At 50.8% G+C, this 13700-nt stretch carries 8 protein-coding genes; 1 reads left to right on the forward strand and 7 read right to left on the reverse strand.

Annotation, left to right across the window (positions count from 1 at the left end; genetic code table 11):
* Nucleotides 1–51: 51 nt before the first annotated feature.
* On the forward strand, nt 52–2745 hold the full coding sequence (locus FHG12_RS01785; protein WP_139513982.1) for a glycoside hydrolase family 3 C-terminal domain-containing protein: 2694 nt from the start codon (nt 52–54) through the stop codon (nt 2743–2745).
* 93 nt (nt 2746–2838) lie between these two features.
* On the opposite strand, the gene FHG12_RS01790 is transcribed toward FHG12_RS01785, so the two are convergent.
* From FHG12_RS01790 to FHG12_RS01820, 7 genes are all read right to left on the reverse strand, one after another.
* Complete coding sequence (locus FHG12_RS01790) at nt 2839–3573, reverse strand: SDR family oxidoreductase (protein WP_139513983.1); 735 nt, start codon at nt 3571–3573, stop codon at nt 2839–2841.
* Nucleotides 3574–3762: 189 nt separating this feature from the next.
* Entirely contained in the window at nt 3763–5259 is a 1497-nt protein-coding gene (locus FHG12_RS20980; RefSeq protein WP_165699273.1) for a hypothetical protein, read from the reverse strand.
* 963 nt (nt 5260–6222) lie between these two features.
* Entirely contained in the window at nt 6223–7326 is a 1104-nt protein-coding gene (locus FHG12_RS01800; protein ID WP_165699274.1) for a DUF4249 domain-containing protein, read from the reverse strand.
* Nucleotides 7327–7371: 45 nt separating this feature from the next.
* Nucleotides 7372–10155 (reverse strand): TonB-dependent receptor, encoded by a 2784-nt coding sequence (locus tag FHG12_RS01805; protein ID WP_139513986.1) that lies wholly within the window; start codon nt 10153–10155, stop codon nt 7372–7374.
* 41 nt (nt 10156–10196) lie between these two features.
* Entirely contained in the window at nt 10197–11018 is an 822-nt protein-coding gene (locus tag FHG12_RS01810; RefSeq protein WP_139513987.1) for a hypothetical protein, read from the reverse strand.
* Nucleotides 11019–11316: 298 nt separating this feature from the next.
* Nucleotides 11317–11634 (reverse strand): hypothetical protein, encoded by a 318-nt coding sequence (locus tag FHG12_RS01815; protein ID WP_139513988.1) that lies wholly within the window; start codon nt 11632–11634, stop codon nt 11317–11319.
* Between the two features lie 149 nt (nt 11635–11783).
* Entirely contained in the window at nt 11784–13658 is a 1875-nt protein-coding gene (locus FHG12_RS01820) for a cellulase family glycosylhydrolase (RefSeq protein ID WP_165699275.1), read from the reverse strand.
* Nucleotides 13659–13700 lie beyond the last annotated feature (42 nt).

A 13700-nucleotide genomic window follows, 5' to 3' on the forward strand; every position in this document is an offset into this window, starting at 1 on the left:
ATTACATAAGTAATCTAAGCCATTTTCCCACTCTCTAACCCACGCCGAGAGATGAAGAAACTACTAGCTGTTTTGCTGCTGGCGACTGTCACCGGAATGATCGCCCGCAATCCGGGCCACCCGCCTACCTCGGCCAAGGCTACGCACACGGCCCCCGAGCAATTTCCTTTTCAAAATCCGGATTCACCAATAGATCAACGAGTTGATGATTTGGTCAGCCGGCTAACGCTGGAGGAGAAAGTGTCGCAGATGCTGAACAATGCGCCGGCCGTCGACCGCTTGGGCATTCCGGCCTACAACTGGTGGAACGAGGCGCTGCACGGCGTGGCCCGCACCAGCATGAAGGCCACGGTATTTCCACAAGCCATCGGCATGGCCGCTACGTTTGACAAGGACGCCATGCTGAAGATGGCGACTATCACGTCCGATGAAGCCCGCGCCATTCACCAAGAATACGTGCGGCGCGGCGAACGCGGTATCTACCAAGGCCTTACGTTCTGGACGCCCAACATCAACATCTTCCGCGACCCGCGCTGGGGCCGCGGCCAGGAAACCTACGGCGAGGACCCGTACCTGACGGGACAGTTGGGCTCGGCGCTGGTAAAAGGTTTTCAAGGCGATGACCCGAAGTACCTCAAGATCACGGCTTGCGCCAAACACTTTGCCGTGCACAGCGGCCCTGAGCAGCTACGCCACGTCTTCGACGCCAAAATCAGCGATTATGACCTCTGGGACACCTATTTACCAGCTTTTCGTGACCTAATCGTGGATGCGAAAGTGGCCGGTGTGATGTGCGCTTACAACGCCTACGCGGGCCAGCCATGCTGCGGCAGCGACAAGCTGATGACAGATATTCTGTACAAGAAATGGAAGTACCACGGCTACGTCACCTCCGACTGCGATGGCATCAACGACTTCTGGCAGAACCACAAAACTGACCCCGACGCGGCCACTGCCGCGGCCAACGCCGTGCTGCACGGCACTGACATCGAGTGTGCTACGGGTAAGTTATTCACCTACAACTCGTTGGTAGACGCCGTGAAGAAAGGCCTGATTACCGAGCAGCAGCTGAATGTTTCGGTGAAGCGGCTCTTCAAAATCCGGTTTCAGCTGGGCATGTTTGATCCGGTGGAGCGCGTAAATTACGCCCGAATTCCGCTCAGTGTAGTGGAAAGCAAGCCCCACCAGGCCCACGCACTCCGCATGGCGCATGAGGCCATTGTGCTGCTGAAGAACGACCAGAATACGTTGCCCCTGCGCAAAACCATCAAGAAAATTGCGGTGTTAGGCCCCAATGCCGATAACGAATCGGTGCAACTGGGCAACTACAACGGCTTCCCAACCGACATCGTGACGCCGCTGGAAGGCATCAAGGCCAAAGTAGGCCCTGGCGTGGAAGTGACTTACATACAAGGAGTTGACTACACCAGCGACATCGTCTACGAACCGTTCGATATCAACAAAAATCTGTCGTATAACGGCCAGAAAGGCCTCCAAGCTGAGTATTTCAAGGGCACGAACTTGGAAGGCCAACCCATGCACACGCGCATGGAAGCGGGGTTGGACCGGTACCTAGCCAACGTGAAGATGGAAATTGCGCCCGGCTTGCTGTCTGAAAATGTGTCGGCGCGCTATACCACTACTTTCACGCCCGATAAATCGGAGGAAATTGCCTTCGAGGTTACCGGCGACGACGGCTATCGCTTGTTCATCAACGGCGAGAAACGCATCGACAACTGGGACAGCAAAGGCGTATCGACCAACCGCTACACCACCAAAGTGGAGGCCGGCAAGAAATACGAATTGAAGCTAGAGTACTTCCAAAACGTAAGCCGCAGCATTCTAAAACTTGCTGGCACCCATGTAGTTCCGGTGAATAACAAAGATATTTTGGCCAAGGTGAAAGATGCCGATGCCATCGTGTTTGTGGGAGGCATTTCGCCGAAGCTGGAGGGCGAAGAGATGAAGGTGAAGGTCGAAGGCTTCAGTGGCGGCGACCGCACGAGCATTGCCCTACCCAAGGTGCAGACGGAGTTGATGAAGGTACTGCACTCAACCGGCAAACCCGTGGTATTTGCCATGATGACGGGCAGCGCCATCGCTGTGCCGTGGGAAGCCACTAACCTACCGGCCATTGTCAATATTTGGTACGATGGCCAAGCAGCCGGCACAGCTCTGGCCGACGTGCTTTTTGGCGACTACAACCCCGCCGGCCGGTTGCCGGTGACATTTTATAAATCGGAATCGCAGCTGCCCGCCTTCGACAACTACAGCATGGAAGGCCGGACGTACCGCTACTTCAAAGACACGCCGCTGTATCCGTTTGGGCATGGACTGAGCTATACCACGTTCAAATACAGCAACTTAAAAATCCCCAAGAGCGCCGTAACCGGCAAGCCCATTTCGGTGAGCGTGGAGGTGCAGAACACCGGCAAGCGCGACGGCGAGGAAGTGGTACAACTCTACGTGAAGCATCCCGACGCCAAAGGGCGCGTTGCGATTCATGCCCTGGAGGGTTTCCAACGCATTCCACTGAAAGCAGGCGAGAGAAAGACCGTGCAGTTTTCGCTTTCGCCGCGCCAACTCTCGCTACTCGATGCTCAGGCGCAACGCCTTGAAGTGCCTGGCCGGGTACAGATTTTTGCCGGAGGCGGCCAGCCGCTAGGCAAAGCTGTAGCGGAGGGCCGGGTTGTGAAAGCAGACGTTGCCCTGACCGGCAGCAGTTTTGTAGTGGATAAAAACTGAGTGCCTACTCATTTACCGTTTTGGAGTTAAGAAAAAGCCCGCCCAACTTAGTTGGGTGGGCTTTTTCTTAACTGTTTGTTATTCAAACACTTACTAGGTAAGCGCTTCGGCCATTGTCCGCATCTGAATCTCGATGATGCGAGAATTAGCCGATTGGGTGCAGGCTAGCAATACGGCACCGGCTACGTCTTCGGGCTCCAGCATGCCCGATTGGGCTACGCTCTCTTCTGTACGTCCGCGGCCAAGCGCAAACTCAGTTTTGACGCCGCCGGGGCAGATCGCACCGACCTTAATGCCATGCGGACGCAACTCTTTGTCAAGGGCTTGCGCAAAACCTACTTGGGCAAACTTGGTGGCGCAATACACGGCTTCGCCGGCAAACCCATACACCCCAGCCATCGACGACAACATCAGAATGGTGCCGGAGCCCTGGGCAATCATGGTAGGCACGGCGTGACGCGTAAACAGAAACGTGGAACGCACGTTGGTATCCATCATTTCGTCGTACTCCTCGGCGCTCGTATCGACAAGGTTCTTATAATTACCTAAACCGGTGTTGTTGATGAGAATATCGATGCGGCCGGCCGCGTCGAGGGCCTTTTGCACGGTTTGGCGCGCCGTTTCTTCGTCGCGGGCATCGCCGGTAACGAGTTCTACTTGGCTGCCGGAGCCGCGAAGCTCTTCGGCCAACGCTTCCAGCCGCTCCTGCCGCCGGGCCGTCAGTACCAGATGTGCGCCTTCGGCCGCCAAGGCCCGCGCGCAAGCCTCCCCGATGCCCGCGCTAGCGCCGGTGATGATCGCCACTTTTCCACTTAGTTTGCCTGCCATAATGAGTTGGTTGTGAAGTAGTAGGTAAGTAAACGACTATACTACGTGCGCTTTCACACAACAGACCACCCAATAAGCGAACGCGTTTTTTCAGAAGGCAATTCAAGCTTGTTGCGGGCAGAAGCAATCTTCACGTTCCAGGGCATGCAACTAGCCTACCCTATTCCAACGCCCCCTTGCATAACTTGTTTATAGTGAACCTTTTACCTCGAATGTAAAACTGGCGCTTCCGGCCAGCCCATTTGCAGCAAGTCCCTGAATTACAACCTGATACCTGCCAGGCTGATCGGAGGTATAAAACGACAATGTTTGGTTTCCGCTGCCCGCGGACACCACCTCTGGATTCCAGTAGAGCAATTGCCTGAAATCGGGCCGGCGGCTCTGTTTTTCTTGCTGCGTTTCGTAGCGCGGCGCGTAAAATTCGCGCTGCAGCTGCAAGCCTTCGTATTCCTGCACCAAGGCGCGTGGGTCGAGTTGGAAGCCGTCCAGATCTCCTTTGTATGTGCTGTAGCTCACCAACCCATTATATACCAGCGGCCCGTGAAAGTAACGGCTGGTTACTACATCCAACCGCTGGATTTTCAGCGGGTCCATGGCCATGATTTTGTTGATGTTGAAGACCGGAACTCCATCCAGCAGCACCATTGGGTTGTCGTAAAACACGGTGCGGTTAGGATCGTCGTGCACCATAAAATGGAAGCCATCCTTCCGAATCCGCACCTGCACACCGGGCACGTATTCGCGCATTACCTCTTCCAGCACCTTAAAGCGGGTGTAGTCGTCGAGTTTATACGTTTCGCTGGGCTTGCCATAAAAGGGCACGCTGTCCAGCGCCGGCACTCTGTATAACGTGCTGTATTTCTTGTAATAAGCGTTTTGGACCTGAGCCGCTAGATGCCGCTGCGTAATATCCGTTCTGAAACGCTCCGAAAGCCGGTACTGCGCTGGGATGGGACTGGCATATTTGGCGGAAAAAGGACTAAATAACTCGAAATGATACGTGCTGTCGCGCTGCGTATCAGTCTGAACCACAAGCTCTTGTGAGCCATAAAAATCCTTCAGCTCAAACTGAATCTGCCCATTGCTTTTGCTCTTAGAATTATACAGCCGAATGTAGCGGCCCGGCGCCGTCAGATACGTAGTAATGTCGAGCGCCGCAGCACCTGTAGCGCTGTGCGTCACGCGCCCCCGCACAAAATGGCCGTTTAGCTCCGGTGGATTTTCAAACGGCACCGCTTGATTGGTCAAAACGTCCTCCCATCTAAACCGGCTCCATCCGTGCGTAAGCATCAGGTTATCAAGCGCCTCATCTGCCTCTGTGCCGGTACTCGTCAAATAATAGTCCGGGCTTTCGATGGCGCCTTTCAGGTCTGAAGTCAGCCATAAGTAGCTGTTGATGTTGGGGTAAGTTGCAGTAGCCAAAGAATCCAGGCGATAAACGGCCAGCGACATATTAGCCGGCACGCCCTGCATCGTCAAATTGGTAGTAGCAAGCTGCAAACTGACTTTGTCGCGCGGCGCATATTGTGGTTTGTCAGTCTGCGCCGTAATGAGCAAGCGTTGCGCAGGCCTTTTGAAATACAAACGCTCACACAATGGCTTTTTCTGCGCGTTGAAAAGCGTAAAATGAGAAATTCCTTCCGGCAGCTCTTTTTTATTAAGTAGATAAGAACCGCTATTGTTCATTAATCTGACATTGGCACTTACGGCTACTTTCGAACCTACGTGCCCCAGTAAAAAAACTTCCTCCGCACTCGATATTCCTTTTGCCTGAACTGATATTTTAAGCTGCTCCGAATTTATTTCTTCCAAGCGCATTACACAGCCTTCTTTGTAAGCCGCTGGCAGCTTGCGCGTAAGCACTTGCTTATTCGCGATTTTAATGACAGCGGTATACCCCGCGTTAGCACCGCTCGGAGTAAAAGCAAACCGGCCTAGACCAAATTTCAAAGACTTAAATTGAGCGACTTTTTTGCCTTGTTGATCCAATACGAAACCTTCTGCATCGACTCCTTTTCCGAATCTATCAACAATTTTAAAAGCTATCTGGCTGGTAATATCTTCTACCAAATTACCGCCTTCCGGAAAAAACTGCGCATCATGAGCCACTGAATCAACACCTGATTTCAAGCCCGCATTCCCTTGAGTATTTATAATGGTAATAGTGCTTTGATAATAAAACTCAGGGCTAAAATTTTTCATCCAATTCGTGTAGGCTCGCACCGTATAATTGCCGGACACCAACGAAATCGGCAGCTGAAATGAACCCTGGCCTGTGGCATTTCGAAGTGTAATTTTGCCTTGCAGCACCGCATGCTTGTCATTATCAAGCACTTCCACATAAGCTATCTTACTCATAGGCAAAGGCTTATGCGATACACCATCAGTAGCGTATACTTTAAACCACGCGATATCACCAACCACGTAATAGGTACGGTCGAGGTGTAAAAACAGCTTTTCTTGCACCACGCGCCGGTTGTAGCGCGCAAACTGCTGATTAATATTTTTTACAGAATCAGTTTGCCCAAAAGCACTAACAAATGAAAACGATCCACATAAGAAAAAAATGATTACTTTAAAAAACCAAGTCGTCTTTTTGTGGCTAGGCATCGTTTTATACTTACAGATCATAGAACTTAACTAAGTGCATTACCGCCAGAAATCAGGTTTTACGTTTGTACCCCGACGCCGGCAATCAACGCAATCGGTTGATGCGCCTGTATAACCAATTATTTGCCCCATCATATTCGATATCGGATATACAGGCAAGTAGTTGGGAGTATTAAAATAGTTTTTGACTTCCGAAACCTTAATCGTATCGAGTGGCAAGCAAGACTCATACCCGGTACTCATTCTCCAAGTTTTGGGCAGCTCACTATTTTCAATAAAAATACGCTTCTCAGATACAGAATAAGCGCCTACAAACCCAATTACTGGTTCGGCCGAATTACCTAGATTATGAACATTGCCCGTTAATTGCGAAGGCAAAGGGTCGAAGATCGTGCCGATACTTTCGGTATTTTTTTTCAGGTTTTCCCAGTATTTGTATTCTTCCTGCGTCTGAGCATATTGCCGCACCAGAATACTATACTTGTAGCGCAACTTTACCGAAGTAGGCGACAACGAAGTCAGCGGATAATCAGCTACGACGTCCTGATTAAGACGGGTGGTATTCCCCAACTGAATCAGCGTCGATTTTTCGGTTACCCAGCAGTGGTATATGTCTTCATTCCGCTCCACAATCTGCCCGTTGTCATATTTATAAGAGCTATTGTATGCGGAAGTGTACTGCCATGTTTCCTCATAATTCCAGCGGTAGTAATGCGTCTGATCGTTCGCATCATGTGAATTAACAAAGATTCGTACGCCGGTGGCGTCGGCTTTCCAGGCTACGTTGTCGATCGCCGGGGTTGTCCTGACGGCCACATAATCAGACGCATATACTTTGCTGTCCTTGGTTTTTAGATATAGCCGGCATCGTTTACTTGCGCTAATCATCAGATTACCAGATGAATAATTCCCGGGCACAACTTCAACGAGTGCATACCGTGCACCAGCTTCTTCTTCAATAAAAACCGAAGCACCCGACTCGGACGGCGGATTATTATCCTGTGCGAGGTTCTGGGTGCGTGATAATTTGATGGTACTGACGCCAGTGCTGTTAATAAAGCCGCTTACCACCAAAAGGCTCTCCGGCGCGCCTTTTACATCCGGCTCAAAAGGGTCGATGCAGCTGCTTATGGGAACCAACACGCACCAGAATAGCACTAGCCGTAAAAAAGAATATTGTCGGTTCATCTAGAATTTGAAATTATACGTGATTGTTGGGATAGGCTGACCAAAAATCGATAATTGATACCCTCTTATTTTGCCTTGTTCTGATTTAAAATAAATCGAATACGGATTTTTGCGGCCTGTAATATTATAAATAGCCAGCGTCCAGGAGCTGTGGGCGAGTTTTTTTACTTTATGATTGCCTTCGATGTTCATGGCAAAATCGGCGCGGTAGTAATCGGGTACGCGGTACGCGTTGCGCTCCGAATAATATACGCGGATGGAGTTGCCATCATAATACTTGGCCAACGGCAGCGTTATGGGACGGCCGGTATTGTAAGTAAAGTTGAGCGAAGTGCTAAAACGGCGGCTAAAGCGATAATTACCGATTAGAGTGAAATCGTGAGGCTTATCGAAATTACTGGGGTAATATTTGCCGCCATTTATCATATCGCTGGTGATGGCGTTATTTACCCGCACCAATGAGCGAGAGTAGGTATAGCTCATCCAGCCGTTAATTTTGCCGGTTAGCTTTTTCACCATTACTTCCACGCCATATGCTTTGCCTTCGGCGTTAATTACATCCGTTTCAATGTGGTGATTCAAAATTAGTGTGGCGCCGCTTTTATAATCCACAAAGTCGTGCATGAGTTTATAATACGTTTCGACGGACGTTTCAATGGTATTGTCATTGAAATTGCGGTAATAGCCCAACGCGTATTGGTCGCCAACTTGCGGCCGGATATTCGAGTCCGATAATTTCCAAATATCCGTCGGCGACATCGAGGCCGTATTCGAGAGCATGTGGATGTACTGCCGGGTGCGGTTATAACTGCCCTTGACCGACGAATTTTCGGAGAGCGTGTACCTTACAGACAAGCGGTATTCGGGGCCGTGGTAGGTAGCGATCACGCCACCTGCTTTGTAAGAAACCGTATCAATAATGGTGCTTTCCGACCTAGATTCGTTGGGCAGATAGCGGTATATATTTCTGGGCCCCAAGGCATTATACAGCGAGTAACGGAGGCCAAGCGAAACCGACAGCCGCGGCGTCAGTGTAATCAGATCGGAGGCGTAGAGGGCACTTTCCAGCGCCCGTTCCTGCGGCAACACATCCGTGGTAATCAGCGATTGGCGACCCAGTGGTCGCAGGCTGCCGGGCTGAATTGTATACAGAATCGAGCTGGCGCCAAAATCAATGGTGTGCTTGGCGTTGTGGAAATAACTAAAATCAGCCTGAACGTTTGCCTGATTTATTCGGTAGGCTAATCTCGATGCATTCACTGCATTTCCTATGCTGGTAATGTCGTAGGCGTAATGGCTGAAAGCACTCGTTAAAACACCGTAAATCCGGTTGTTAAAAATGTGTTTCCACTTCAGACTAGCACTCTGATTTACGTAGTTATAAGTAGTATCGGCAGCCAATTTAAATTTATCGCTGCTCATATAGCCGGTGGCGTACACCGTATTCTTACTGTCAAATTCGTGGCTAATGTGCGCGTTCAGATCGTAAAAAGATGCTGAGCTATTTTTAAAGCTTTTGTTGGGTACTTGGTGTAAAAGCCAATCAGAGTAGCTGCTGCGTCCGCTGATGATAAAAGAGCTTTTGTCCTTCACGATCGGGCCTTCTAGTGTCAAGCGGCTGGTTAGCAAGCCGATACCACCCGAGCCGGCAAACGTTTTCTTGTTGCCGTCGCGCGTGGCAATGTCCAGCACCGACGACAAACGCCCCCCGTAGCGCGCCGGAATAGCACTTTTGTACAGCTCGACGGTTTTGAGGATGTCGGGGTTGAAGGCCGAGAAAAAGCCGAACAAGTGCGAGGGGTTGTAGACGGTCGCGTCGTTGAACAGGATCAGGTTTTGGTCCGTGCCCCCGCCGCGCACGTTCATCCCGGTACTGCCCTCGCCTACCGACTTGACGCCGGGCAGCGTGAGCACCACGCGCAAGATGTCCGTTTCGCCGAAGGCGGTGGGCACCTGCTTCATGGTTTTGATGTCGAGCCGCTCCAGGCCCATTTGCAGGCCGGCCACGTTTTTGTCCTTCTCGGCCTCAATCACCACTTCCTTCAGCGGCGTAATGTCCTCTTCCACTTCTATTTCTAATTGGCCATCGTTGTGCAGCACCAGTTGGCGCCGGGTATTTTTGATACCAATTCCCCTGATTTTCAGCTCGTGCCGGCCCACGGGCAACGTCAGCGAGTAGTACCCAAACTGATCGGTAGCTACCCCAATGGCCGGTGATTCGATAAATACAGAAGCGCCGATCACCGGCTCGCCCGATTTCGACTCCCGAATGTGGCCGGCAAGCGTTGCTTTGCCTTTGGTATTGTCGGGACGCCCGGCCCCTATTTCATACAGCTTCAGCTCGGCGGCGCTAGCTGTATGCGACCGACGAGGCGCATCGGAAGCACCCGAAATTACCGCTGATTGGCCAACTGCGCCAGAGCCAGCTACTTGCGGCTTAAAAAAGTCGTCGGGAAGATTGGGCTGAATGGCTTTTCCCGATGTGATAAAAACGCGATACGCGGCATCGATCGAAAAGTGCAGATCCGTTTTGGCCAGTACCAGCGGCAACACAGCATCCAAGGGCTTTCCCTCAACCTGCAACGTCACCAACAGGCTATCTACTGCCGCCGGCTCGTAGTAAAAGTGGTAACTGGTTTTTGACTCGACCTCTTTGACAAACTGTTCGAAGCTCAGATTTTTAAAATCGCCGCTAACATTCTCATTATTAAATATTTGTGCATAGCTCGCTCTGCTTGCGCACAGGAGACAAATAGTTAAAAAAACGCGATAAAAATAGGTCATACAGTGTAAGCTATCCTCTTGGTTGCATATACCTAATTTGCTCAGTTTTGCGATGGCGAGGACTGCGGTAGGGTAGAATAATAACGCACCAGTTTTACGATAGAGGCTTCCCTTCTATTTTTAGTAAATTTTAATTTTTGGGAACGCACATATTTGCGTAGATCACCTTTTTTATCAGGAAATAATTTCACAACTGTATATTTCTTACCAACCTGATAATAGGCTTTATTTTTCTCAATAAAGAATTTATCAATCTCGTTGAATCTACCTTCTAACCCGGTTGGCGTAGCGCGCTCTTGCAAATCTTTTGCTCTTTTGGCTAATACTTTTACTTGAGAAGCAAACAACAAATCGTAAAACCCGGTACGAATAGGAGATGCTATTAAGCTATCGCTTACCAAACGCACAAACGTGTGCCCATGCAAAACAAAATATTTGACCTTCTCATTAACCAACTTCATTTTCAGGGGACTAGCCGGGTGCTTAATCACCAATTCATCAACGTAAATATCGTAAAGCAACGGCACGTTTCGAAAATAAAAACCGTCGTAATAAATACCTCCAGCAGCTTCTAGGTTCGACTCAAAAAACTGATCACCTTGGATATAAGGCTTATCGTAATTCACATATTCGGTCCCGTTGTACAGATGAGAATGGTTTTCAACCGCATCTGTATATTGCTGATAAACCATATCTTCCGAAGCATTTACCGCAACAGAGTCAGCAGATGCAATTTGGCCGAAAGCACTATAGTTACTTACTAAACTTATAAACCAAAGACAGCAAAAAACTATTTTACTACGGTCAAAAAAAAATGTCAAATCTATATTCCGCGGCAACGGGTTGTAATCATTCTTATTCATCTCTCTGAATACCCGTTTATAGTATTTTATAATTCTAAGCACCAATCTTAATTGGCACTTGGCGTAGATACAGATCTCTAGCCGTAGGCTGATAAATATAGGAACTATTGCAGCAATAGCGTTCTTTAGTTGCATCTGGCTTTTGCTTGCCAACATCGTTTCGGTTCTGGCTATTTTCTGGCGCCTCCATTACCGAGTTATCCATTTAGCACTTGGCCAGGAGAACCCCAACAAAAAAGCCCAGCCGCACAAAGTACGACTGGGCTTTTGTAAGCTAAGGAGCTTGTAATAGGCTCGCTTATTTGGTTGGGTTAGCTTTAACCTTCGACTTTCTCTTTTTGTCTTTGGCTTTCACATCTGACGCTTTGGTTGTCGTGCCCTGCGATACGCCCGTGCCCGACTGCGTTTCTACGGTAGTGCCTGTAGAAGTGGTAGTTGCAGGCTCCGTGGTGGTCGTTGTCGTGTTTGTGGTGCCAGTCTGAGCGGGTTGCGTCTGTATGGTTGTGCTCTGAGCTGGCTGCGTTGTGGTCTGCTGGGTAGTGGTGGTCGTGGTCTGAGCATGAGCAGCAGACATTCCAGCAACGAACAGTGCGGCGAAGGCGAGTAAGTTTTTCATAAGTCTCTTTTTAAAGGCAAAAGGTGAATGAAAACTGGACATTTACGATCCAGAATTAGCCTTTAACGGGAGATGTTTTCAAATGTTGTATTCGGGCGGCCACTTAGCCTAGCGAAACAGCCGTCTGGCCCAGTGTGCCCACCAGCGCTTTATTTCGGTTCGCCGAACTTGAGCCAGCTTATCAGCGCACCGGGTTGCTCTATATAAAGCTGTAGCGTGTGCGTACCAGCGGGCAGTGCAGCGGTTGTCATGGGCAAGGTCTGCCATGTGGCGGCCCCCGTTGGCGCTACGACGAGCGTGCCCACAACCTGTTGGTTTAGCTTGAGCAATAGCTTAGCGGGGGCAGCAGTCGCATTGGCTACTCGCACCTGCACTTTGTAGGCACCAGGCTTGCTGATGCTGACCGTGTAGTGCAGCCACTCACCGGCTTCAGTGTGGCCGACGGCATAGCTGTTGGAGCCAGTATCTGTAACCTTTTGAATATCAACCCCATCATTCCGATAGCCTCCGCCCTCATTCCAGGGCGTATGCTTGGTAAAATCGACGCGCCCGGCGTAAGTATCCGAGTAGGCCACGCCGTTGCGGCCTAAGTCATAATCGACCGCTTGGATCGTTCCGGGCAGCGTTATCTTCTTAAAAGCCAAGCTTTTACTACCGGGCTGAAGCAGCGCGGCCACTACATCTTTGTTTTGAGAGCACTCGCGAAAACGACTGTTGCGCAGCAGCGCGGCGCGTCCTTCGGGCGTGAGGATGCTGCCGTACTCTTTCACCGATAGCAGGCTAGTGGCGCCTTCTACGCGCTTGAGCGTCCAGTGGCACCATCCAATATTCTGGTTATTAAGCTCTTGCACGGCCGTAGCAAACCAGTCGTTGGAGTTTTCGCCTGTTTCGCCCACCCATACCGGCACTTTGTGCTGATCGCGAAACGCGACGAGGTTGTGAATCAGGTTGATCTGATTGGGGTTGGGATCGCTTGCTTGCGGATCGTTGGTACACCAGTACCGATGCGCGTTGTAGACGAGGTTGCGGGTGCTCTTGCTCTTGAGGCGGTCGGGAGTGAGGTTGGTGTATTCGTTGCCGTAGCCGTTGCCCTCCAGCAGGATCAGGTGCTGATCATTCTGGCTGCGCACCGCGTCGATGAGGCGACTATACAGGGCATTCAATTCGGCATTGTCAGTGGATAAACCATTGGCAGCATTGACGTTATGCGGCTCGTTGATAAGGTCGTACATGGCTACGCGCGGGTCGTTTTTGTAGCGGGCCGCGAGTTGTTGCCAGAGGCGTACGGTCATGTCTTGGTAGAGGTGACGGCCCTTGGCATCGGTGCGCTTCCACAAATCCAGCGACTTGAAGTTGTCGTTGATGTTGCGGTCGGTGCCCTGGCCGCCCGGCGCGGCATGCAAATCCAGAATGACGTAGAGCTTATTGGCCGCACACCACTTCAGCACGTCATCGATCAGCTTCACGCCGTCGAGCTTATCGGGCTGGACAAACAGCTGATTGGCGTCGTACCACTTGCTTAAGGCCGCCACGTAGGCATCGGTATTGCCCGAAGTGAGGGCTTTGGTGCGGGCCTGCCGCTGCTCACGCGTCAGAAACAGATCGTAGTGAAAAGGCAGCCGCACGCAGTTAAACCCTTGATTGGCAATAAAATCGATATCCTCTTTGGTAACAAACCCAGCGCGGTACTGCTGGTAAAACTCTTCCATAGCCGCGTCCGGCATGGAGCGCAACAGGCCCTGCTTGATGCGCCATTGGCAGTTCAACGAATCGGTTTTGAGGATGTAGCTTTCCTGCAACAACCAACCGCCCACATTGAGGCCGCGCAACACAACCGGCTGGTTTTTGGCATCCACAATCGCGGGGCCGTCGGCGTGTAGCATGGGCAGCGACTGGGCTCGCACGCCGTGCGTTACCAGCGCCACCAGCCCAATACTCAGTAACAGAATAGGGTGGCGAATGTACTTGCGAATCAAAAAGTGAAGTGACGTGCGGGCAGAAACCGCAATCGTTTTCCTTTGCATTGGGAAGCAGTGGGCCATAGAACTTGCTTAACGGAGATGGTG

The sequence above is a fragment of the Hymenobacter jejuensis genome, assembly GCF_006337165.1.
GTDB classification, from domain to species: Bacteria; Bacteroidota; Bacteroidia; order Cytophagales; family Hymenobacteraceae; genus Hymenobacter; species Hymenobacter jejuensis.